The sequence below is a fragment of the Microbacterium sp. NPDC089696 genome (assembly GCF_044749125.1).
Classification (GTDB): Bacteria; Actinomycetota; Actinomycetes; order Actinomycetales; family Microbacteriaceae; genus Microbacterium.
The window spans coordinates 757407-779461 of record NZ_JBIVHF010000001.1; the positions used below are offsets into that span (position 1 = coordinate 757407).

Consider the following 22055-nt stretch of genomic DNA (forward strand, 5'->3'; position numbering starts at 1 on the left):
ACGACACGAGTGCGGTGCGCGTCAACCATCGGAGGCGATCCGCCCCCGCCGGAAGGTCTCGAACAGGTGGTCGTCGCCGACCTGCCCGCCCTTCAGCAGCATCTCGACGCCGTCGAGAGACGGCGCCTCGCCTCCGGCCCGCAGCACCACGACGTTGTCCTGCGGGTTCGCGACGATCGACAGGCGCCGCACGCCGAGCCCACGCACGACGCGGCTCGAGGTGTCGCCGCCGCAGATCAGCACGCGCGCGGTGGCACCGGAGGTCAGCGCATCGGCGAGCACGGCGGTCGCTGTTTCCGCGATCGCCACCAGCGGATCGGCCGCGTCGTCGACGACGGGCGCGCGGTCGGAGGTGAGCACGACGCTGCGTCCGCCCCGCAGCAGCCCGAATGCCTCCGACCTGGTCGCATCGTCCGCCGACAGGGACATCACGGCCCAGCCGGCTCGACGGGCGGCGTCCACCTGCCGTCGCGTCTGCGGGGAGCGGCTGCCCGAGACCGCGATCACCGGGCCGGGGGAGCCCGGGGCGTCGGCGAGTGCGGATGCCGGGCCTGCGAGGGCGAGCGCGCGGCTGAGCCCTCCGGATCCGAGCACGAAGAGCGGATGCCGGCCGTCGGCGCGCACGAGCAGCGCCTCGCCGAGCAGAGTCAGGTGCGCGTCGTCGAGCGCATCCAGCACGACGGCCGCCGCCTCTTCATCGCCCAGCGCGTGCGACACCGCGGCGGCCGACGCGTACCGCGTCCACGGGAGGCTCGCGATCGGCAGCGGCGTCTGCCGCGAGAGGTGCGCGACGAGGTCGGAGTCGCCCATCGGGGTGGACGGATGCCGTGACATCGTCGGTTGGCGGTCGAGGCGGTGCACGACCCCGCCTTCCGCCGCGAAATGGTGGCCGAACACCGTGTAACGGCCGAAGTCCGGCTGCGCGAACAGCACCGGGACGGGTGCCACCCCGAAGACGTCGCGCGCGATCTCGATCACCCGACCGAGGCTGCCGATCTCGGGGGACGAGTCGGCGGTCGAGCAGGCCTTGTACTGCACGACCCGTGGCGCGAGCGCGCGGAGCGCCTCCAGGGCCGGGCGCACCTCGGCATCGAGCGGCTCCGGCGCGAGCGAGCGGGCGATACCCGCGATCCCCACGACGTCGTGGGTGCGCGCGGCATCGCGCAGTTCCTCGACGCACGGCAGACCGATGAACAGGCATCCCCGCATCCCCCGGCGCGCGAACTGCAGCAGCACGTCGACGCTGCCGGTGACGTCGTCGCCGTAGTATCCGACCAGGAGGTCAGGGCCGGACATCGCCGAACCTCTCGGTCGCGCGCCTCAGCTCGGGCGAGGCGACCAGGGCCTGTGCGACGCTCTCGCCGCGTTCGGCGGAGGCCCACGCCGCGCGCATGCTCTCGACGCCGGCTCGCGCGCCGTCGGGATGCCCGTGGATGCCGCCGCCGGCGAGCACCAGCAGATCGGACGACCCGACGGCGCGGTAGGTCGCGTGCGCGAGGCCGCCCCACTGCCCGGACGAGAGCACCGGGACGGTGTCGCCGATGCCGTCGAGCGGGGCGCGGACCGCGGCGATCGACGCCAGCACCTCGTCATCCGATTCGTAGAACTTGTTCGAGATGCCGTTCGTGTGCAGATGGTCGGCGCCGCTCAGGCGCGCGAGCTTCTGCCAGGCGCCGAACGAGAAGCCCACCTGCGGCGAACGGCTGATCGCGCCGAACATGGCCCGATGACCGTGGATCGGGACCTGGGTGAAGCGTCGCACGTGCGCGAGCCCGGCGAGCCCGACCATGTTGATGCAGACCATCACGCACGAGCCTCCGGCCGCGACGACCAGGTCGTGGTTCTTCTCGAGCAGGTGGATGTCGTCGGTGATGTTGAACGCGTACATGGGCAGGCGCCCCGTGCGGTCGGCGTGACGGCGCAGCACCGGCATGACGGCGGCGACCCGCTCCGCGAGCGGGGCGGAGGGGCCGTTGCCCTGCAGCTCGTCGTCCTTGATGAAGTCGACGCCGGCGGCGGCGAGTTCGCCCACCACCTCGGCGAGGTCCGACGGGGACAGGCCGATGCTGGGCTTGACGATCGTGCCGATCAGCGCGCCGTCCGGACGTGTCATGAGGTCGCGAGTGCCGACGAGACCGAAGCGGGGTCCGCCGTAGCGCTCGCCGAACGCCGCGGGCAGGTCGAGGTCGACGAGCTTCACCGCCGCGAGCTCCTTGATCTCGAAGAGGTTGCCCGCGACCGCCGCCTGCAGGTTCGGGATCGACGGGCCGAAGTTGTCGAGCGGGAACCGCAGCCGCAGGCGTGCGCGTCGCCGGTGCGCGGGATCGCCGACCGTGCCGGGCAGGGCGCTGTCGCCCGTGAGCGGCAGCTCTTCGAGCTCGACGACCTGTGCCGCGAAGCGCGCCCGGAGGTCGTCGGACTCGCGCTCCACCCGCACGAACGTGCCGGTCGACTGCTCGCCGGCCAGGGTCTCGGCCGCCTGCATGAGAGGCAGCGACGTCTCGATGACGTAGGTGGCGGTGACGTGATCGCTCATCGGGTCACCACACGATCGGGAGCCAGACCGACATCTCGCCGGGACCGCGGTTGCCCCAGGCGAAGTACGGCACCAGGCGAGCCGGAACGTCGGTGAGCGGGGTGGCGTCGATATCGGCGTACAGCGCGTCGTCGCTCGTGCCGGGGATGACCGCGAGGGTCGTCGTCAGCGCGAGCAGGCGCTGCCCGTCGATCTCGATCTCCTCGGTGCCGAACGTCGTGCCGCGTCGCAGCGCCGCCTGCTCGAGCAGCACGTCGTCGGGAAGGTCCGCCTCCTCGACGCAGTACACGACGGGGCCGCGCTGCACCGCCACCTGGTTCGCCGCCTCTTCGGCCAGACGATGCGCCCGCAGAACGCGCACGGGCATCGGCAGGTCGAGTGCGATCACGTCGCCGGCCGACAACGGACGGGCGATGGTCGTGTGCGTTCCGGGCGCCCCGACCTCATGCGCCTCGCCGTTCACCGTCAGGGTCGCGCCCGCCGACCAGCCGGGGACGCGCAGATGCAGAGGTAGCCCGCCGTCTGCGGCATCCGTCACGGTGAGCACGATGCGACCGCTCCACGGGTAGTCGCTCTGCTCGCGGAGCGCGAGCATCCGTCCGTCGTCGAGGGCGCCCCGCAGCTCGCTGCCGCCGTACAGGTGCACGAACAGACCGTCGTCGGAGACGGACGCCGCACGCTCGTGCAGTCGCGACAGCGTGCGGGCCGTGTTCGGCGGGCAGCAGAAGCAGCTCAGGTACCGCTCACGCAGACGCTCGTCGGACTTCGGCGGCACGGGCACGGGGTGGAGGCCCGTGTCCCCCGCGCGACGGAGCTCGAACGGCAGATCGCGCACCTGACGCAGCGGATTCGTGTAGAAGTACGACGTCCCGTCGAGGCTGATGCCCGCCAGAAGGGCGTTCACGGCGACCTGTTCGATCACGTCGGCGAAGCGCGCCTCGCCCGTGAGCGCGAGCATCCGCTCGGCCCACAGGATCATGCCGATGTTCGCGCAGGACTCGGCGTGCGCCGTCGTGTGCGGCAACTGGTAGGCGCGGCCGTAGGCCTGGTGCACGCGGCTGATCTGCTCCTGCCAGGGGTGCCCGTCGGGTGAGGCGCCGTCGTAAAGCGCGCCGCATCCGCCCGTGACGTAGAGCTTGGTGTCGACCACGTCGTCCCACAGCCGCGTCAGCACGGCGACGAGGTCCGCGTCGCCGGTCTCCAGCGCGAGGTCGGCGAGTCCCGCGTACAGGTAGTTCGCGCGCACGGCGTGACCCGCCACCACCGCCTGCTCGTGCACGGGCAGACGGTCCTGGTTGTCGTCCCCTCCCTCGAACTCGTCACGCACCCGGAGGAACGCCTGCGCCAGGGCGAGCCATCGGCGGTCGTCGGTCGCGCGGTAGAGCTCCACGACCGCCATGTAATGCGAGGGGCAGATCGCGCTGCGCGCCAGCTCGAGCGGCTGATTCGCCGCGAGCCCTTCGAGGTAGCCGGCCGTGCGGATGGCGACGTCGAGCAGCAGCGTCGATTCGGTGACCGCGTGGTGTCGCACGCACATCGTGATGAGGTGGCCGAGGTTGTACGTCTCGAAATGGAACCGGTCGGCGAGGTCGCTCGCGGCGACCGGGCCGCGTGCCGCGATCAGGGTCGGGGTGTGCAGGTAGCCGTCATCGCGCTGCACACGCGCGATGAGCTGCGCGAGCTCCTCGATCGTGTCGGCGAGCCACGGCTCCGGCGCGATCTCGAGCTGGGCGATCCCCGCCTCCATCCACTTGTAGACGTCGCCGTCCATGAACGGCGGCCCTTCGTGCGTGCCCTCCTCGAGTCCGGCGGCGATCCGGAAGTTGCGGAGCCCGGCGCTCACGGCCGGGTCGCTCAGCGACTGCCACATGGTCGGCACGGTCGTCGAGGCCGTGCGCTGCTGCACGCCGCCCCAGAACCCGTCGGCCCATCGCGCGGAGTCGGCGGTCAGCGGGGTGAGGATGCGGGGGCGGGTGGTGGTCATCGGTCAGCTCCTTCATGCGCGGCGACGACCTCGCCGAGTCGCTCGATCCCCGAGGCGATGCTCGTCAGCACCGGCACGTCGACGTCGGCGCGCTCGGCGGCGGAGGCCATGGACGCCTGCGCGAGCACCACGATGTCTGCATCGGCGGCCAGGCGTTCGATCGCGGCGGACACGAGACGGTCGTGCGCGGCTCGGTCGCCCGTCGAGACGGCGGCGAACGCCCCGTCCACGACCTCGTCGACGATCTCCGGCTCGGAGCCCGCGAGACCGGCCCGTTCCCGGAGGAGCGCGACGGTCGGGGCGAGGGTCGTGGGCAGCGTCGCGATCACCGCGATGCGTCGGCCGGTTGCGACCGCACGGTCCGCCATCGCCTCATCGATCCGCAGCACCGGGATCCCGGCGCGTGCGGCGAGCGGCGCGGCGTGCGCCGAGATCGACGAACAGGTGAGCATCACGATGTCGGCCCCTCCGTCGCGCGCGGCCTCCACGAGGTGTCCGAGGCGGTCGGGGACGGATGCCGAGCGCGCGGCGTCGCCGAGGTCGGCGACGATCCGGTCGTCGAGGTAGTTCACGAACGTGGCGCCGGGCAGGGCGCGTCGCGCCTGCTCGACCACCGGTGCGATCACGACGGCGCCCGTGTGCACGAAGGCGATGCGGGTCATGCCGCGACCTCCGCCGCGAGGACGACCGTTCGACGATGCGTGCCGTGGCCGACCTCCTCAGGAGCGAGGCCGGGCAGGTCGAGGACCGCCGTGACTCCGACGGGCACCTCGGCGGTGACCTCCAGCACGCCGTCGACGATCTCCCACGACACGGCCGCGATGCCGAACGGTGTGCGGTGCCGAGCGGAGGCCGAGGTCAGGCCGCCGCCGGGTCGCGGGGCGACGCTCAGTCGCCGGTATCCCGGCGCGGCGGGTGCGAGGCCGGCGACGACGCGGTGCATCCAGTCGACCACTGCACCGAGCGCGTAGTGGTTGAACGAGGTCATGCTGCCGGGGTTGACGGAGCCGTCGGGGCGCATCGAGTCCCAGCGCTCCCAGACCGTGGTGGCGCCCATGCCGACCTGGTAGAGCCATGACGGGCACTCCTCCTCGAGGAGCAGCGCGTATGCGGCATCCAGCTGCCCGTTCGCGCTCAGGGCGTCGGTCACGAGAGGCGTGCCGACGAAGCCGGTCGCGATGCGGTTGCCGCCCGCGCGCACGAGCTCCGCGAGCCGTGCAGCGGCCGCCGGGCGCAGCTCCTCGGGCAGCAGATCGAACTCGAGCGCGAGGGCGTAGGCGGTCTGCGCGTCGGACGTCATGACGCCGTCCGCACCCACGTAGGCGCCGATGAACGCGGCCCTCGCCTCGTCGGCGACGGTCGTGTAGTGCGCGGCGTCGGCCGTCTCGCCGAGCGTCTCCGCCATGTCGGCGACCAATCGAGCCGAGCGGGCGAAGTACGCCGAGGCGACGAGGTAGCGGTCGGTCAGCGCGTCGGCCGGGTCCTGCGGAGGCGCGGCCGGGTCGAGCCAGTCGCCGAGCTGGTAGCCCGTGTCCCAGAGGCGCGTGGGGCCGGCGATGTCGGCCTGCAGGTCGACCCAGGCGCGAGCGCTGTCGAACTGCGCGCGCAGCACGCCCGCGTCGCCGAAGCGGCGATGCAGGGTCCACGGCACGATCGTCGCGGCGTCGCCCCAGGCGGCACCGGGCCGTTGCGGGGTCCACATGGTGTCGGCGGGGATCACGGGGACGTACCAGGGCACGGTGCCGTCGGGGAGCTGTTCGGCCGCGAGGTCGCGCAGCCAGCCCGCGAGCATGCCGGAGGAGTCGTACAGGAAGGAGGCGGCGGGGGCGAAGACCTGGATGTCGCCGGTCCAGCCGAGGCGCTCGTCGCGCTGGGGGCAGTCCGTGGGAAGGTCGACGAAGTTGCCGCGCATGCCCCACACGACGTTCTCGTGCAGGCGGTCGAGCTGCGGGTTCGACGACGAGAACCACCCCGTGCGCTCCATGTCGGTGTGCTGCACGCGGGCGATGAGAGCCCCGGCTGCGGCATCCGCGTCGATATCCGTCGGCCACCCGTCGACCTCGACGTAGCGGAAGCCGTGGAACGTGAAGCGCGGCTCCCACTCCTCGCCGCCGTCGCGACCGGCGAACGTGTAGACGTCGGTCGAGGCGGCGTCGCGCAGGGGGCGCGTGTAGATCTCGCCGTCCTGCATGACCTCGGCGGTGCGCAACGTGACGGTGGCGCCGGCCGGGGCGGTCGCGCGAAGGCGCACGACTCCCACGAGGTTCTGTCCGAAGTCGAGCACGCGGCGGCCGGAGGGCGTGCGCAGCACGGCGACGGGGGCTACCTCCTCCGTCACGCGGACCGGAGGGCCGGTGGGGGCGACGAGCGTGCCGAGGTCGCGGCGGCGCAGCTGCACGCGTCCCCAGGCGGTGTCGTCGTAGCCGGCGCTGCTCCACCCCGGTAGCTCCTCGCGGGCGTCGTAGGTCTCTCCGTCGTAGATGCCGGAGCGCAGGATGGGACTCGGCGCGGCCTTCCAGCGGGTGTCGGTCGCGACGGTCTGCGTCGATCCGTCGGTGTAGACCAGCTCGAGCTGGCCGAGGAACGACAGGTCGTCGCCGAACACGTTGCGGAAGCCGCCGCGCCACCCGAGGCGCCCGCGGTACCAGCCGTCGCCGAGCCAGGCGCCGATCGCGTTCTCGCCCTCGACGAGCAGGTCCGTGACGTCGTAGGTGTAGTAGCGCAGACGGTCGCGGTAGACCGTCCACCCGGGGGAGAGCACGTCGTCGCCCACGCGCTCGCCGTTGATCTCCGCCTGATACAGGCCGTGCGCGGTCGCGTACAGCCGGGCGCGCACGAGTCCGGGGCGCACGGCGAAGTCTCGACGAACGAGGGATGCGCGGCGGTCGTCCCGCATCGGGTTCTCGTTCCAGAGCGCACCCACCGGGCCGGCGGACCAGTCCTCGGGGTGCAGCAGGCCGGCCTCAACGTCGGCCGCGGGGCCGGGGGCGCTCCACTCGCCGTCGACGCCGCGCACCCGCACGCGCACCGACGCACGGGCGCGCGAGCTCAGCGGGGCGGCGGGCCAGGGGACGAGCACCTGGTCGGCCGACTCGACGTCGAAGGACCGCACGTCGCCGTCGGAGTCGACCTCGATGCGGTACGCGACCTGGACCCATTCCGTCGGGGCTGCCTCGACGAACCACGACAGCCGGGGAGCGGACTCGCCGATGCCGAGCGGTTCGCGATGATGCTCGAAGCGCGGTGCGGATACGGTGACCGGCATTGGACACTCCCAAGTGTTCGAAACGTTTCAGAGTCGCATCGCACTCGCTGTCATAGCGATCAACGGTAAGATTGTGACGTTTCAATACTAGGGCATGAACGTCGACGAGGTCGATGCTCGTGCCAGACTCGGACGCGGAGGTTCCCATGGTGATCGCAGTGACAGGAAGCAGTGGAACGCTCGGTCGGGCGACCGTCGAGCGGCTCCGCGAGAACGGCGCCGAGGTGATCGGCTTCGACCTCGCCGGCCACGCCGGTCCCGGCTTCACGCGCGTCGACCTCACCGATTACGGGCAGACTCTGGACGCGCTCCTCGGCGTGACCGCGCGGCACGCGGGCATCGACGCGCTCGTGCACCTCGCGGCGATCCCCGTCAACGGGCTCATCCCCGACGCTGCGACCTTCGAGAACAACATGCTCGTGTCCTCTCACGTGCTCCTCGCGGCGCAGCGCGCCGGCATCCGCACCGTCGTGCTGGCATCGAGCATCACAGCGATGGGCTTCCCGTTCGAGGTGCCACCGCCGTCGCTCCCCGTCGACGAGACCTACACCCGGGCGTTCAACACCTACGGACTCGGCAAAGTCGTGGAGGAGGCGATGGCCGCGCAGCTCGTCGGCTGGCACCCCGAGGCCTCGATCACGGCGCTCCGCTTCACCAACGTCGTGGCGCCCGATGCCTACGCGACGTTCGAGTCGGCGGGGGAGCCCGACTACCGACGCGACCTCCTCGGCTCCTGGGTCGACGCGCGCGACGGAGCGCAGGCCGTCGAACGCGCGCTCGCCGCCGCGACCCCGGGATTCCGGGTCTACAACGTCGCCGCCCCGGAATCCGGCAATGCCGCGCCCACCCGTGAGGTCGCCGCGCGGTGGTTCCCGGGAGCGCCGATCGCCGACGATCTCGACGGCTTCGACTCTCTGCTCTCGACGACCCGCATCCGCGACGAGCTCGGCTTCCGCGCCGAGCACGACTGGCGCTGAGCGCGGAACCGTCCCGCACGGAAGAAGGGCGGTGGATGCTCGGCATCCACCGCCCTTCTCTTTCCCCAGCCCCCGGTTCAGCCCTTGACCGCGCCGGCCGCGAGGCCCTTCATGATGCGCTGGTTCAGGAACAGGTACAGGATCAGGATGCCGATCACGGTCACGCAGATCGCCGCGAACAGGGGGCCGTAGTTGATAGCGCCGTACTCTCCCGAGAAGTTCAGGAGCCCGACCTGGATCGTGTTAAGGCTCTTCTTGCCGCCGAACACGAGCGCGATGAGCAGGTCGTTCCAGATGAGGAAGAACTGCACGATCGCCACCGTGAAGATCGCGTTCTTCATCATGGGCAGGCCGACCGCGAAGAACGAGCGCAGCATGGAGGCGCCGTCGATCGTCGCGGCCTCGAAGATCTCCCGCGGGATGGCGCGGAAGTACGTCGCCATCATGAAGACCGTCAGCGGGAGTCCGCCGGCGATGTAGATGAGGATCATCGGCAGGTAGGAGCCGCTCACCCCGAGCTTCGAGAACGCGTTGAACAGCGGGAGGATGATCATCTGCCCCGGGATCATGATGCCCGCGAGGAACAGCAGGAGCACCGAGGCCCGTCCCTTGAACACCATGATCTCGAGCGCGTACCCCGCGGCCGTGCCGAGCAGCACGATGAACACGAGCGACGGGACGGTGACGATCAGGGAGTTCGTGATCGTGGTGGCGAGGTTGCCGGTCTCCCACGCCGTGACGTAGTTGTCCCAGCGCCAGGTCTCCGGCAGTGAGTACGAGGGGTTGTTGAGGAAGTCGCTGTTCGACTTCAACGAGTTCACGAACATCCAGATGAGCGGATAGGCGGTCACGATGATGAGGACGGCGATCGTCAGCCAGGTCGGGACCTTGCGCAGGATGCCTAGGGCGACGGCGCCGGGGCTGCGCCGGTGCGGGACGAACGCCTTGGCGCTGGGGACGGCCGTCGTGTCGAGTGTGGTGGTCATGGGGCGCTCCTCAGACGGTGTTGTCGCGGCGCGACGAGCGGAAGATGACGAGCGTGATCAGGAGGCACATGATCGTGAGCACGAGGGCGATCGTCGAGCCGTAGCCGAAGTCGCTGTACTGGAACGCCGTGCGGTACATGTACATGGTGAGCGGAGTGGTCGCGTTGCCCGGGCCGCCGCTCGTGAGGGCGAACACCGAGTCGAAGACCTTGATCGTGCCGTTGATGCTGAAGATCATCGACGCGAACAGGATCGGCAGCGACATCGGCAGGATGATGTACCGGAAGAGGCTGAACCGCTTCGCGCCGTCGAGGCGCGCGGACTCGATGATCTCGTCGGGGATGTCGAGAAGGCCGGAGAACACGAGGATGCCGTAGAAGCCGGCCGAGCGCCACACGTCCATGATCACGATGACGATGAACGCGGTCGTGCCGTCGCCCAGCCAATCGACGTTCGCGAGGCCGACGTTCACGAGGAGCTCGTTCACGAGCCCGTCGTTCGGGGCCGACTGGAAGAGCTTCTGGTACAGGATGCCGATCGCGACCGTGGGCAGCACGACCGGGAAGAACACGAGCGTGCGGACGATGACCGAGGATCGGCGCAGGATGAAGTGGTAGAGCAGTGCGAGGCCGAAGCCCAGCACGACCTGGAACAGCGTGGTCAGGAGCGCGTAGCGGATCGTGAACCAGAACGCGTCGGCGACGTACTTGTCGGTGAAGAGCCGGCTGAAGTTGTCGATGCCGGTGAACTCGAATCCCTCCAGGATGCTGCCGGTGAAGAAGGTCAGGCCGAACGACCAGAGCACGGGGACGATGGTGATGAGCGTGTAGATGATCAGCGCCGGCAGGAGCAGCAGCAGGATCGTCTTCCGGTCGCCGAGGACGGACTTCATGCGTGGCGGCCTTTCGGGTGGAGGGGGCGAGACGAGAGAGTGCCGGCCCCGCGCTCTCGGCGTGAGAGCGCGGGGCCGGTGCGGGGATCAGCCGTTGTCGAGCGCGTCCTGGACGAGGGTCATGAACTCCTCGGCCGAGAGCTCGCCCGTGACGAGCAGCGCGGCGTTGGTCGACGAGGCCTGGCTGGCCTTCGCGTTGAACAGCGCCTCGAACCACAGCACGCTGTCGGTGCTCGTGGAGATCTCGTCGGCGACGGTCTGCGAGATCGCGGGGAGCTCCGCCTCCTCGTCGGCGATGAAGCCGGTGATCTGTCCCTGCGACAGGGCTTCGTTGCCGTAGTTCTCGGCGATGCAGCCGAGCCAGTCCGCGGTGCCGTCGTTGTAGGCGGCTGCGCTCATGGTCGCCGGGAGGCCGACGTTGGACGGGTAGGCGTCGGGCGAGCCCTTGCCGCCCTCGACGGCCGGGAAGTTGAAGAACCCGACGTTGTCGGCGCCGATCTGGTTGCCGTCGCCGTTGATGTTGCCGAGGATCCAGCTGCCCATGTAGATCATCGCGGCCTTGCCGGTGAGGAACTCGTTGTAGGAGCTGTCGATGTCGAGCGAGGTGACGTTGTTGTCGAAGTAGCCGGCGGCGCCGAGGTCGGCGATCGCCTGTGCGGCGGCCACGTACTCGGGGTCGGTGAGCTTGGCGTCACCCGAGGCGACCTTCTCGAGAGCGTCGTCGCCGACCGAACGGAACAGGTAGGTGCTGATGAGTCGGGTGATGGGCCAGCCCTGCTCGCCGGATGCCGTGAAGGGCGTGTAGCCGGCGGTCTTCGCCTCGGCGGCGATCGTGGTGAGGTCGTCCCAGGTCTCGGGGACGTCCCAGCCCTGCTCGGCGAAGATCTGCTTGTTGTACCAGATGCCCTCGATGTTGTACTGGAACGGCAGGAACGAGAACTCGCCGCCGTACAGCTTCTTGATCGTGGAGACCGCTCCCTCGGCGATCTTGTCGCGCACGCCGAGCTCGGTGAGCTTCTCGTCGAAGTCGACGAGGTAGCCGCCCTTGGCGAGCTTCGCGCCTTCGGACGGGTTGCCGCCGGCGGAGAAGATCGGGGGCAGATCCTCCTGCGTCGCGAGGAGCTGTACCTGCGCGTCGAGGTCCGCCTGCGGTGCCGAGTTGAACTCGAGCGGCATGGCCTCATTCTCGGCCTCGCACGCGCCGGCTGCGAGGGCGTCGAGCACGGGCTGCGTGGTGGTGTTCTCGGCGTTCTTCAGGAACTCGAAGGTGCCGCCGGATGCCGATCCGCCGTCGCCCGCGCAACCGGAAAGGACGAGTACCCCGGCGCTGGCCAGAGCGGCAACGCTGAGGAGCGGCTTGCGAAGGCGCCGCCGTTCTGCTGTGAACACATTTCCTCCTTGAAAGTGAACTCTCGTTATTGAGACGTTTCAAAAGCAATGCTAGGGCGAGATTTGTTGCCTGTCAAACGAAATTCGTAGGGGGTTATGCGGCCCTGAAGCAGCATATCCGTGGAGGATGCGTCAGGATGGTCGCATGCTCTTTGAAACGTCACAATCCGTGATCGATCCCGACGACGTCGTCGAGGGCCTGATCCGCGACCTGCCGCTCAGGCAGAAGGTCGTGCAGCTCGTCGGCCTCTGGGCAGGGGCGCGCCGCGACGACAACGCCGCCCCGATGCAGGACCAGCTCATCGCCGACGGCCTCCACGTCGACGCCTACGCGGCAGACGGCCTCGGCCAGTTCACGCGCCATTGGGGGACGACCCCGATCGACGTGCCCTCGGGCGTCGCCGAGTTGCGTCGCCGACAGGACCGGCTGGGGGAGCGTGTCGGCATCCGTGCCCTCGTCCACGAGGAATGCCTGACGGGCGTGCTCGCGTGGGGCGCGACCGTCTACCCGACCCCGCTCGCGTGGGGCGCCGCGTTCGACCCTCAGCTCGTGGAGCGGCTCGGACGTCGCATCGGTGAGGACCTGCGCGCGCTCGGCGTGCACCAGGGGCTCGGTCCCGTGCTCGACGTGGTGCGCGACGCGCGGTGGGGCCGTGTCGAGGAGTGCATCGCCGAGGATCCGGTGACGGTCGGGGCCATCGGCAGCGCCTACGTGCGCGGGCTCGAGTCGGCGGGCGTCGTGGCGACCCTCAAGCACTTCGCCGGTTACTCCGGATCGCGCGCCGGCCGCAACCACGCGCCCGTCCCGGTCGGCCCACGCGAACTCGCCGACGTGTACCTGCCGCCGTTCGAGCAGGCGATCCGCGCCGGTGCGCGCTCGGTCATGAACGCCTACACCGACCTCGACGGTGTGCCCGCAGGAGCGTCGGTCGAGCTCCTCACCGGCATCCTGCGCGACCGCTGGGGCTTCGACGGAACGGTGGTCGCCGACTACTTCGCGATCCGGTTCCTCGAGACCATGCACGGCGTCGCCGCCGACGCGGGCGAGGCGGCGGCCCTCGCGCTGCGCGCCGGCATCGACGTCGAGCTGCCGACGGGCACCGACTATCTCGACCCGCTCGTGTCGGCGGTCGAGGACGGGCGGGTCGACGAGGCTCTCGTCGACCGCGCCCTGCGCCGGGTGCTGCGGCAGAAGCACGCGCTCGGACTCCTCGGACCCGCAGAACAGGAAGGCGACCCCGCGGTCGACCTCGACTCCGCCGAGAACAGGGCCCTCGCGCGGGAGATCGCCGATGCCTCGATCGTGCTGCTGAGCAACGACGGCACCCTCCCGCTCACGGCCGACACGACCCCGCGCCTCGCTCTCGTCGGGCCCAACGCCGACCGCTTCGGTGCGATGTTCGGCTGCTACTCCTTCGTCAAGCACGTGCTGCCACGGCATCCGGAGGTCGACCCGATCCTCTCCGCGCCGACCGTGGCCGAGGCCCTCCTCGAGCGGTGGCGCGGCGACATAGCCGTCGCCGAGGGCTGCAGGGTCGCCGACGACGACACGACGGGGATCGCAGAGGCCGTGGCCGCGGCGCTCGCGTCGGACGTGGTCGTCGCGGTGCTGGGCGACGACTCGGGCATGTTCGGACGCGGTACCTCGGGCGAGGGCTGCGACCGCGACGACCTCGGCCTCCCCGGGGCGCAGGAGCAGCTGCTGCAGGCGCTCGTCGACACCGGACGCCCCGTCGTGCTCGTGCTCCTCACAGGCCGCCCCTACGCGCTAGGCGACACGGCCGATCGCTGCGCCGCCGTCGTGCAGGCGTTCTTCCCCGGGCAGGAGGGCGGGCCCGCACTCGCCGACGCGTTGACGGGCGTCACCTCGCCCGCGGGTCGCCTCCCCGTGCAGATGCCGCGTCCGGAGACGCCGCAGCCCGGCAGTTACCTCGCGCCGCGGCTCGGGGCGCTCACGGGCGTCAGCAGCGCAGACCCCACGCCCCGGCATCCGTTCGGACACGGGCTCGGGTATACGACGTTCGCGCGCGAGGCGTTCCGCGCTGCGCATACGGAGGTGCCGGTCGACGGGGTCCTCGAGTGCGAGGTCACGGTGCGCAACACCGGCGACCGCGACGGCGCCGAAGTGCTGCAGGTGTACGCGACCGACGAGCATGCGCAGGTCGTGCGCCCGCTGCGGCAGCTCGTCGCGTTCCGTCGTGTCGCGCTCGCCGCGGGAGAGGCGCAGACGTGGACCGTGCGCATCCCGGTCGGGGCGCTCGCGTTCACGGGTGTCGCCGGGCACCGCATCGTCGAGCCGGGGCGAGTGCTGCTGCGCGTCGCGGCCGATGCGGCGGACGAGGGACTCACGGTCCCGATCGACGTGACCGGCGAGGTGCGTCGGATCGACCGGATCGCCGACGAGCCGGTGTGGGAGCGTCGTGGCTGACCGTGCGCCGCTCCGGGGAGACGACCCCGCGGCCGGTAAAGTGACGGGACGAGCACCGAGCCGGAGGAGGCCGCGCATGGCCCGAGTCGGCATCCGCGAGGTCGCCGTGCTGGCGGACGTCGCGGTCGGCACGGTCTCGAACTACCTGAACCATCCCGACCGCGTCTCCGACGACAAGGCCGCGCGCATCCGCTCGGCGATCGACTCGCTGGGCTTCGTGCCCAGCAACGCCGGACGACAGCTGCGCCTCGGGGTGAGCAGCGCGATCGGGTACATCGCCCCCGACGTCAGCAACCCGTACTTCGCTGAGATCGCCGAGAGCGTGGAGCGGCGGGCGAGCGAACTCGGCTTCACCGTGTTCCTCGCGAACTCGCACCGCGACCGCGACCGCGAGAACGCGTACATCGAGACCTTCGAGCAGTACCGCGTGCAGGGTCTGCTCATGTCGTCGCACCTGCCCGTCGAGGACCGCCTCGCCCAGGTGCGGCGGCGCGGCACCCCGTCGGTGCTCGTCGGCCAGCGCGGCCAGTCCGACGAGCAGCCCTCCGTCTCCCTCGACGAGGTCTCCGGCGGACGACAGGCCATGACGCACCTCCTCGAGGTCGGGTCACGGCGGCTGCTGTTCGTGGGCGGTCCGCTCGACATCCCCCAGGTATCGGGGCGTCTCGCCGGGGCCGGCGAGGTCGTGCGCGAGTTCGGCGCCGCAACGCTCGAGGTCATGGACGAACCCGACCGCACGGTGCGCGGTGGCAAACGCATCGGCGCCGCACTGCTCGCGCGCCCCGCGGAGATGATGCCGGACGGCATCTTCGCCGCGAACGACCTCCTCGCGCTCGGCATCATGAACGCGCTCGTCGCCGGCGGCGTCGACGTGCCGGGGCGGACGGCGATCGTCGGCTACGACGACATCGAGTTCGCCGAGGCCTCACTGATCCCGCTCACGAGCGTCATGGGACGCCACGAGGACTTCGGCGTCTCGGTCGTGGATCTGCTCTTCGACGCGATCGGCGGACAGTCGATCACCGAGCCGCACCGCATGTTCGAACCGCAGCTCGTCATCCGCTCCAGCACGCAGAGGGCGTAGTCGTGGCTGCGAGCATCCGGGACGTCGCCGACAGGGCGGGAGTGTCGGTCGGCACGGTGTCGAACGTGCTCAATCACGTCGACCGCGTCAAAGCCGAGTCGGTCCGACGCGTGCACGAGGCGATCGCGGAGCTCGGCTACGTGCGCAACGACGCGGCCCGGCAACTGAGAGCAGGGCGGAGCCTCATGGTGGGCCTCGTCGTGCTCGACGTGCGCAACCCCTTCTTCACCGAGATCGCGCGCGGCGCGGAGCGCGAGGCCGCCCGGCACGGGCTGTCGGTCGTGCTCGCCAACAGCGACGAGGACAGCGAGCAGGAGGCGCGGCACCTCGACCTGTTCGAGCAGCAGCGCGTCCGCGGCATCCTGCTCTCGCCGTACCAGGAGGCCGGTCCGCGGCTGCGGGTCATGCGGCAGCACGGCATCCCTGCGGTGCTCGTCGACCGTCGGGGCGCCGACGACTCCTTCAGCAGCGTCTCGGTCGATGACGAGATGGGCGGGTACCTCGCGGCTCGTCATCTGCTCGAGACGGGTCGACGCCGGATCCTCTTCGTGGGCGGTCCGCTCGACATGACGCAGGTCGACGAGCGTCTCAGCGGCGCGCGACGTGCCGTCGCCGAGGTGGCGGATGCCGTGCTCGACGTGCTGCCGTCGCCGGCGTCCACCGTGGATGCGGGCCGCGGCGCGGGCGACCGGATCGCGGTCATGGCGGCCGAGGCCCGGCCCGATGCGGTGTTCTGCGCCAACGACCTCGTCGCGCTCGGCGTGCTCCAGGGACTCCTGACCCACGGCATCCGCGTTCCTCAGGACGTCGCCCTGATCGGCTTCGACGACATCGACTTCGCGGCGGCGGCCGCCGTGCCGCTCTCATCGATCCGTCAGCCGAGCGGCGTCATGGGCGAGACGGCCATGCGCCTGCTGCTGGAGCACAGCGACGACCCTCGGCGCACGGCCGAGCACATCGTGTTCCAGCCGGAGCTCGTCGCCCGAGACTCCACCGCCTGACAGGCCGTCAGAACTCCGAGACCACGGGGCGCCCGTCGAGGTAGGCGATCATGTTGAGCACGAGGAAGTTCCAGTTCTGGAAGTTCCTCGTCATGATGGCCTCGCCGGTGTCGGGGTTGTAGAACTCGTGCAGGCATCCGGTCGCGGCGAGGTCGCGGCCGAACAGCTCCACGGTCTGCTCCGCGAGCTCGCGGGCGTCCTCGGCGAAGCCGTACTTCTCGAGGCCGCGGAACACCAGGTAGTTGCTGATGCCCCAGATCGGTCCGAGCCAGTTCGAGGGGTTGTTCGACGCACGCAGGTTGTACGGCTTCTCGAGGCGCGACAGCGTGCGCACGCCGTACGTGGCGCGGAACGTGCGGCGGTCCTGCAGACGCTCGCGCATGCGCTCGGCCTGCTCTTGCGAGGCGATGCCCGCCCACATGGGGAGGAAGCTCGACCAGTTGTCGACGCGCAGCAGCAGCGACGACCAGGAGCGTGGAGCGCCCGCGTGCAGCCAGTCGTCGGCGTCGACTTCCCGGAAGAGGAGGTCGGCGCTGTAGTAGGTGCCATCGCGCTCGTCCCACAGGTGCGTGTTGACGGCGTCAGCAAGGTCCTGCGCCCGTCCGCGCCAGCGATTCGCCTCGGGCAGGCGGTCGAGGTCTTCGAGCAGCGAGCCGAACGCGAGGAGCTCGCGGTACAGCAGCGAGTTCAGGTAGATCGACGCGGTGCTGCGGTCGGGTCGGTAATAGACCGAGGGGTCGTTGTCGACGCCGATCGCGAAGTCGGTCTGCCAGTAGGCGAGGCCCGTCTCGGCGTGGATGTGGCTCTCGAGGTAGCGCTCGATGAACGACTGGATCACCGGGATGCCGTCCTCGATCCACGCGGCGCTGCCGCGACGGCGGCTGAGCAGGGCGGCTTGCTGGGCGATGATCGGCTTGTGCATGTTCTGCGAGAACCCGGCGGCGCGTCCGGGATCGCCGTGCAGCAGCGGCCCGCCGGGCTTGAGCAGCAGAGGCATCACGCCGTCCTCGTCGGTGTGGTCGAGGAAGTTGCGGATCGTGCCCTCCTCGTACGCTCCGAAGCGTCCGGCATCCTCCGTCTCCAACTCGACCTGGCCCATCACGACGCTGATGAACCACGAGTCCCAGTCCCACAGCGCATTCGAGTAGTACGGGGAGTCCGGAGAGCTCGGCACCGTGTAGGGGTGCTCGAGCACGCCCTCGGGCTCTCGGGTCATCTGCGTCGCGTGCTCGGTGACGTAGGTGCGGAGGGCGTCTTTCCAGAGGTCGATCATGCGGGTGATTCCTTGGGTTCGGCGGTGAACGGGAGGGCGAGGAACGTGAAGGGGGCGAGATCGACGGTCGCGCGGCCGTGCGGCGTCACGACGTCGACCGTGCGGGGCTCGCCGTCGATGCTCGCGACGAGGACGCGGATGCCGTCGACGGTGCGGGCGCCGATCGCCCATATGAGCCCGTCGGGGCTGTCGCCGCTGAGGAGATCGGCATCGGGCGAGCCGAGGGCGGTGAGGGATCGCAGGGCATCGGCGACGGGGAGGGCGACGCCCTCGGAGGAGCGGATGCCGCGAGGCCCCCACTCCTCGAACCAGGCGATCGAGCTCACGCCGGGCACGGCGAGCGCGGCGGCGCTCGCGATCGTCCACGCGGCGAGCTCGGGCGCGGCCTGTCGCGGGTCGTCGATGCTCGTGAACTGTGCGCCGTAGCCGTCGCGCAGGTCAGCGTGCGGCGAGAGCGGCTGCGGGGTCGTGGCGACGTCGTTGAAGCGGGGGCGCAGGGCGATCGGACCGATGTGCACGGGCCGGCCGGCCGCCCGCTCGACGGTCTCGTGCGCGACGAGGCGCTGGATCGCGACGGATTCGACGATCTGCTCGGTGTCGACCGAGTGGAACAGGGGAGTGACGGTGACGGTCAGACCGTCGAGATCGTCGGGCAGCCGGTGCAGTTCGCGGTTGAGCTCCGTGAAGTGCGAGCGGCTGCCGCCGATGACCTGAGGGGTGCGTCCATGCGCGTCGAGGGCGCTGCGGAGGAGACCGATCGACTCGTGGTCGGACACGTGTCGGGCGTCGCTCACCTGGTGGAAGGCCGTCACCCGCACGATCTCGACGCGGTCGAGGGCGGCGACGGCCGCATCGAGCTTCGACGGCGCGTCCGGGTCGAGGACGAAGCGCACGTCCAGCGGCCGACCGGAGGCTGCGGCGCGTTCGAGCCCGGCGCGCCAGTCGACGCCCGCGAGGTCGGCCTCCACGATCAGGGCGTCACCGACATGCTCGACGGTCGGTGCGGGGTCGGGGGCCGTCGAGGCGGCGACGCCGAACGACGGGAGGGCGCCGGCGGGGGCGAGGACGATCTCGACCGGATCCGCCAGGATCGCGGCATCCGCGTCGCCCGTCGTGGCGCGGACGCGGAGTCGCTGGATCACGTGCTCGCCCGCGGCGATCCGGTAGGGGAAGGGCAGCGACAGGGGCCGGCTGTACGTCTTGTAGGAGGCGTCGGTCCAGTTGCGCTGGTCCTCCATCTCGAAGACATCGCCCTCGAAGATGAGGCCGATCGCGGCATCCTCGTCGGACCAGTCGAGCGCGACGATGTCGATCACCGGCTGGTGCGCGCTGATCCGCGCGGGGAACCGGGACTCCTCGATCGAGCCGTCGGGATGGCCGACGCGGAGCTCCGCCCCGGCGACCTGCGGGGGTTGCAGGACGATGAGACCGGTGCGGTTCGTGTCGATGTCCGCGAGCGCCTCGAGATCGACGGTCGCGACGAGGTTGTCGCCATCGAGGTCGAGACGAAGCGACCCCCGGAAGAGCGAGGGCGAGGATGTGCGCAGAGCGAGCGTGAGCGAACGGTCGGCGGCGGTCACGTCCTCCACGACGAGCGGGATCGTGTTCCAGTCCGCGTCGCGCACGACCGCGCGGATGCTCCTCAGCACCCGGCGGCCGTGGCGGCGCAGGTCGGCGATCTCGTCGTCGCGGCGCTCGAACGTCCACCCGCCGAGCGCGCGGTCGTCGCGCTCGATCCGGCTCCAGGTCATCCTCGTCCTTCCGGAGGTCCGTGCTCTCAGCGCTCGATGTGGTCGAGGTGCAGCATGCGCGCGAGGTTCTTGTCGAGCTCGTCGTCGCGGAAGATCTTCTTCCAGTCGTCCTTGATGATGCTCTCACGGCCGTAGTCCATGGCGATGAGGCAGGCGTCCGAGAACGGGTTGTCCCCGCGCAGGCCGTTCGCGAGCGCGACCTGGGTGTGCCCGTACAGGATGCTGCGGGCCGCGGCCTCGGGCACGCCCATGGTGTTCACGGTCTCCTGCAGCGCCTCGTTGAGGAGGTCGCCGATCATGCAGGCGACGGTCTCGACGAGGGTCGGCTCGAGCTGCGCGAGCTGCTTGATCGTGACCCAGTGCACGTCGATGACCGGTGCGTAGATCGCGCGGACGGTGGCCTCGACGATGGCCTTCTTGGCGTCGTCGTCGCTCTCGATCGCGGCGATCGCGTCCTGCGGGGCGGCGATGCCGCCGAACGTGTCGGCCCACTGCTCGGGCGTCTCGCGCTGCAGGAAGATCGACGGGTGGCACGGGTGCGCGACGGCCTGGATCACGTCGTCGCGCGTCGTGAGCAGGCCCGCGTACGCGGCGGCCGGGTCGAGCGTCAGCACGATCGCGCCGGCGCGCAGCTGCGGGACGAGGTCGGCGGTGACCGGGCCGAGGGCGAGGTCGGGGACGGCGAGCACGACGATGTCGGCGTCGGCGACCGCGGTCGCGGCGTCGGTCAGCTCGCGGCCGGCCTCGATCGTGCGCTGCTGGCCGGCGGGGGAGTTCTCGACGTACCAGACGGTGTGGTCGGTCTTCACCAGGTTGTTGGACACGCGCATGCCCATCTTGCCGCCTGCGCCGATGACGGCGATCTTGTAGGTCGCAGAGCTTGTCGAAGTGTCGCTCATGATGTGCTCCTCAGATATTCGAGTGTGGTGCGGGTCCAGTCCCGCTCGGTGCGGATGGTGGTCTCGGGGTCGCCCTGCCAGGGCAGCCAGTGCTCGACGATCTCGTTGATGCCGCGCTCGCGGGGGCGCACGGCGGCGAGCAGCTGGGGGTAGTCGTGCAGGCCCGTGCCCATGGCGGTGCCGGAGTAGGTGAATCCGACCCAGCCGTCCTGGCGTGAGAACGCGAAGTCCTTGACGTGCACGTTCGCGACGAGCGGGGCGCTCAGCAGCACGCATGCGGCGGGCTGCTCGAGCCGGGCGACGACGTTGGCGGGGTCGAGGCAGATGCCGAGATGGCGGCTGCCGACGCGTTCGACGAGCCCGGTGAGTTCGGCCGTGGCGAGCTGCTCGTACGTCTCGAGCGCGAGAGTGACCCCGGCGTCCTCGAAGGAGCGGATGCTGCTGCGCAGCCACGTCTCGGCCTCGGCGAGCGTGGGGCGGGAGTCGGGGCTGTAGACCATGCTGCGCACGAGCCGCGCGTCGAAGATCTCGGCGAGGGCGAGGAAGCGGGAGAGGTGCTCGGGCTGGATGCCCTTGGTGCCGAGCTCGATCGTGAGGCCGAGGTCGCGGGCGGCGGAGGCGGCATCGCGCAGCTCGGCGTCGCTCATGGTGTCGAGGGGCACGTAGTCGCAGATCTGGAAGAGCCCGACGCCCTGCGCGGCGGTGTCCTCGAACGCGCCGATCAGGCTGAGGGGGTCCGGGGCGCGCTCGGAGTGCTGCCAGAAGTAGGCGTAGGTGCCGAGCCCGATCATGCGCTCGCTCCTGCACGGTGCGCGGCCAGGGCGGCGGCTTCGTCGAGCACGGTGACGAGGGCGTCGGCGTCGTGGGCGAACCGGCCGAGGAAGACACCGTCGACCGCATCGCCGAGGGCGGTGAGCAGGCCGGGGCCGGCGGCGCCGCCGTAGATGATCGTCGACCCGGCGCGGGCGGTGTCGGCGTCGATCGCGTCTCGGAGGGCGGCGGCCACGGTGCGGATGTGGTCGTGGCCGGCGGGCTCGGGAGCGCCGATCGCCCACACGGGCTCGTAGGCGACGATCACGGCGTCGGCGGGCGCGTCGTCGAGGGCGGAGCGCAGCTGGGCGACCGCGACGCCGGCGGCATCACGCGGGTCCTGACGCTCGGTCTCGCCGATGCACAGCAGCGGAGTGAGGCCGGCGGCGAGGGCGGCGCGGGTCTTCGCCGCGGTCTCCGCCTCGTCCTCTCCGAACAGGCGGCGGCGTTCGGCGTGCCCGATCTCGGCGATCGTCGCGCCGACCTCGGCGAGCTCGGCCGCGGTCACCTCGCCGGTGAACGCGCCGGCAGGCTCGCCCGACACGTCCTGTCCGCCGACGCGCACCGGGGTCCCGGAGAACGCGGTGAGCGCGGGGAGGATCTGCAGGTAGGTCGGGGTGACGAACAGGGTGACCGCGCCGCGGGAGACGGCGTCGTGGGCGCGCACGCGCGTCGCGACCTCGTCGAACCAGGCGGACGCCCGCTCATGCCCGAAGTACGTCTTCAGGCTCACCCCGACCGTGACCTGCGACATCAGCTTCTCCCCGTGTTCATCAGCGC

17 protein-coding genes are annotated in these 22055 nt (G+C 70.7%); 4 read left to right on the forward strand and 13 right to left on the reverse strand.

All coding sequences use genetic code 11. The features are described 5' to 3' along the window. Positions 1-21: 21 nt before the first annotated feature. From ACIPY8_RS03585 to ACIPY8_RS03605, 5 genes are read right to left on the reverse strand one after another with little or no spacing between them, the layout of a single operon-like run. Entirely contained in the window at positions 22-1296 is a 1275-nt protein-coding gene (locus tag ACIPY8_RS03585) for a four-carbon acid sugar kinase family protein (protein ID WP_400815035.1), read from the reverse strand. Beyond that, positions 1283-2536 carry a RuBisCO large subunit C-terminal-like domain-containing protein gene (locus ACIPY8_RS03590; protein ID WP_400815037.1) on the reverse strand — a complete coding sequence of 418 codons (1254 nt, stop codon included), beginning with the start codon at positions 2534-2536 and terminating at the stop codon, positions 1283-1285. Before ACIPY8_RS03590 ends, ACIPY8_RS03585 begins: the two co-directional genes overlap by 14 nt. 4 nt (positions 2537-2540) lie before the next feature. After that, on the reverse strand, positions 2541-4520 hold the full coding sequence (locus tag ACIPY8_RS03595) for a glycoside hydrolase family 127 protein (RefSeq protein ID WP_400815039.1): 1980 nt from the start codon (positions 4518-4520) through the stop codon (positions 2541-2543). Then, on the reverse strand, positions 4517-5182 hold the full coding sequence (locus ACIPY8_RS03600) for an aspartate/glutamate racemase family protein (RefSeq protein WP_400815041.1): 666 nt from the start codon (positions 5180-5182) through the stop codon (positions 4517-4519). The genes ACIPY8_RS03595 and ACIPY8_RS03600 overlap by 4 nt, the downstream gene beginning before the upstream one ends. Continuing rightward, positions 5179-7785 (reverse strand): family 78 glycoside hydrolase catalytic domain, encoded by a 2607-nt coding sequence (locus ACIPY8_RS03605; protein WP_400815043.1) that lies wholly within the window; start codon positions 7783-7785, stop codon positions 5179-5181. The genes ACIPY8_RS03600 and ACIPY8_RS03605 overlap by 4 nt, the downstream gene beginning before the upstream one ends. 146 nt (positions 7786-7931) lie before the next feature. Here ACIPY8_RS03605 and ACIPY8_RS03610 point away from each other — a divergent pair, with 146 nt between their 5' ends. After that, positions 7932-8762, forward strand: coding sequence for an NAD-dependent epimerase/dehydratase family protein (locus ACIPY8_RS03610; protein ID WP_400815046.1), 831 nt, complete (start codon positions 7932-7934; stop codon positions 8760-8762). A 77-nt stretch (positions 8763-8839) separates the two neighbouring features. Here the strand turns inward: ACIPY8_RS03610 and ACIPY8_RS03615 are convergent, their stop codons facing one another. From ACIPY8_RS03615 to ACIPY8_RS03625, 3 genes are all read right to left on the reverse strand, one after another. Next, complete coding sequence (locus ACIPY8_RS03615) at positions 8840-9748, reverse strand: carbohydrate ABC transporter permease (protein ID WP_400815048.1); 909 nt, start codon at positions 9746-9748, stop codon at positions 8840-8842. Positions 9749-9758: 10 nt separating this feature from the next. Further along, the gene (locus tag ACIPY8_RS03620; RefSeq protein ID WP_400815050.1) at positions 9759-10640 is read right to left on the reverse strand and encodes a carbohydrate ABC transporter permease; all 882 of its coding nucleotides are present in this window, start codon (positions 10638-10640) and stop codon (positions 9759-9761) included. 87 nt (positions 10641-10727) lie between these two features. Further along, on the reverse strand, positions 10728-12029 hold the full coding sequence (locus ACIPY8_RS03625; protein WP_400815052.1) for an ABC transporter substrate-binding protein: 1302 nt from the start codon (positions 12027-12029) through the stop codon (positions 10728-10730). A gap of 145 nt (positions 12030-12174) precedes the next feature. On the opposite strand from ACIPY8_RS03625, the gene ACIPY8_RS03630 reads away from it, so the two are divergent. The 3 genes from ACIPY8_RS03630 (at position 12175) to ACIPY8_RS03640 (ending at position 16542) form a co-directional block, all read left to right on the forward strand. Then, a complete protein-coding gene (locus tag ACIPY8_RS03630; protein ID WP_400815054.1) occupies positions 12175-14457 on the forward strand; it encodes a beta-glucosidase in 2283 nt (760 codons plus the stop codon). Between the two features lie 76 nt (positions 14458-14533). Beyond that, positions 14534-15541 (forward strand): LacI family DNA-binding transcriptional regulator, encoded by a 1008-nt coding sequence (locus ACIPY8_RS03635; RefSeq protein ID WP_400815056.1) that lies wholly within the window; start codon positions 14534-14536, stop codon positions 15539-15541. Between the two features lie 2 nt (positions 15542-15543). Next, the gene (locus ACIPY8_RS03640; RefSeq protein WP_400815058.1) at positions 15544-16542 is read left to right on the forward strand and encodes a LacI family DNA-binding transcriptional regulator; all 999 of its coding nucleotides are present in this window, start codon (positions 15544-15546) and stop codon (positions 16540-16542) included. 7 nt (positions 16543-16549) lie between these two features. Here the strand turns inward: ACIPY8_RS03640 and ACIPY8_RS03645 are convergent, their stop codons facing one another. The 5 genes from ACIPY8_RS03645 to ACIPY8_RS03665 are packed head-to-tail and all read right to left on the reverse strand — an operon-like array spanning position 16550 to position 22029. Beyond that, positions 16550-17815: an MGH1-like glycoside hydrolase domain-containing protein gene (locus ACIPY8_RS03645; RefSeq protein ID WP_400815060.1), complete on the reverse strand. Its 1266-nt coding sequence runs from the start codon at positions 17813-17815 to the stop codon at positions 16550-16552. Then, positions 17812-19566, reverse strand: a complete 1755-nt coding sequence (locus tag ACIPY8_RS03650) for a hypothetical protein (RefSeq protein WP_400815062.1) — start codon at positions 19564-19566, stop codon at positions 17812-17814. The genes ACIPY8_RS03645 and ACIPY8_RS03650 overlap by 4 nt, the downstream gene beginning before the upstream one ends. Positions 19567-19592: 26 nt before the next feature. Next, positions 19593-20465: a phosphogluconate dehydrogenase C-terminal domain-containing protein gene (locus ACIPY8_RS03655; RefSeq protein WP_400815065.1), complete on the reverse strand. Its 873-nt coding sequence runs from the start codon at positions 20463-20465 to the stop codon at positions 19593-19595. After that, positions 20462-21256 carry a sugar phosphate isomerase/epimerase family protein gene (locus tag ACIPY8_RS03660; RefSeq protein ID WP_400815067.1) on the reverse strand — a complete coding sequence of 265 codons (795 nt, stop codon included), beginning with the start codon at positions 21254-21256 and terminating at the stop codon, positions 20462-20464. The genes ACIPY8_RS03655 and ACIPY8_RS03660 overlap by 4 nt, the downstream gene beginning before the upstream one ends. Continuing rightward, the gene (locus tag ACIPY8_RS03665) at positions 21253-22029 is read right to left on the reverse strand and encodes a triose-phosphate isomerase family protein (RefSeq protein WP_400815069.1); all 777 of its coding nucleotides are present in this window, start codon (positions 22027-22029) and stop codon (positions 21253-21255) included. The genes ACIPY8_RS03660 and ACIPY8_RS03665 overlap by 4 nt, the downstream gene beginning before the upstream one ends. Positions 22030-22055: the final 26 nt, after the last annotated feature.

What these genes read in the sequence shown, in the direction of transcription:
- ACIPY8_RS03585 (WP_400815035.1), bottom strand. Translation starts at nt 1,296, where the DNA reads ATGTCCGGCCCTGACCTCCTGGTCGGATACTACGGCGACGACGTCACC.
- ACIPY8_RS03590 (WP_400815037.1), bottom strand. Translation starts at nt 2,536, where the DNA reads ATGAGCGATCACGTCACCGCCACCTACGTCATCGAGACGTCGCTGCCT.
- ACIPY8_RS03595 (WP_400815039.1), bottom strand. Translation starts at nt 4,520, where the DNA reads ATGACCACCACCCGCCCCCGCATCCTCACCCCGCTGACCGCCGACTCC.
- ACIPY8_RS03600 (WP_400815041.1), bottom strand. Translation starts at nt 5,182, where the DNA reads ATGACCCGCATCGCCTTCGTGCACACGGGCGCCGTCGTGATCGCACCG.
- ACIPY8_RS03605 (WP_400815043.1), bottom strand. Translation starts at nt 7,785, where the DNA reads ATGCCGGTCACCGTATCCGCACCGCGCTTCGAGCATCATCGCGAACCG.
- ACIPY8_RS03610 (WP_400815046.1), top strand. Translation starts at nt 7,932, where the DNA reads ATGGTGATCGCAGTGACAGGAAGCAGTGGAACGCTCGGTCGGGCGACC.
- ACIPY8_RS03615 (WP_400815048.1), bottom strand. Translation starts at nt 9,748, where the DNA reads ATGACCACCACACTCGACACGACGGCCGTCCCCAGCGCCAAGGCGTTC.
- ACIPY8_RS03620 (WP_400815050.1), bottom strand. Translation starts at nt 10,640, where the DNA reads ATGAAGTCCGTCCTCGGCGACCGGAAGACGATCCTGCTGCTGCTCCTG.
- ACIPY8_RS03630 (WP_400815054.1), top strand. Translation starts at nt 12,175, where the DNA reads ATGCTCTTTGAAACGTCACAATCCGTGATCGATCCCGACGACGTCGTC.
- ACIPY8_RS03635 (WP_400815056.1), top strand. Translation starts at nt 14,534, where the DNA reads ATGGCCCGAGTCGGCATCCGCGAGGTCGCCGTGCTGGCGGACGTCGCG.
- ACIPY8_RS03645 (WP_400815060.1), bottom strand. Translation starts at nt 17,815, where the DNA reads ATGATCGACCTCTGGAAAGACGCCCTCCGCACCTACGTCACCGAGCAC.
- ACIPY8_RS03650 (WP_400815062.1), bottom strand. Translation starts at nt 19,566, where the DNA reads ATGACCTGGAGCCGGATCGAGCGCGACGACCGCGCGCTCGGCGGGTGG.
- ACIPY8_RS03655 (WP_400815065.1), bottom strand. Translation starts at nt 20,465, where the DNA reads ATGAGCGACACTTCGACAAGCTCTGCGACCTACAAGATCGCCGTCATC.
- ACIPY8_RS03660 (WP_400815067.1), bottom strand. Translation starts at nt 21,256, where the DNA reads ATGATCGGGCTCGGCACCTACGCCTACTTCTGGCAGCACTCCGAGCGC.
- ACIPY8_RS03665 (WP_400815069.1), bottom strand. Translation starts at nt 22,029, where the DNA reads ATGTCGCAGGTCACGGTCGGGGTGAGCCTGAAGACGTACTTCGGGCAT.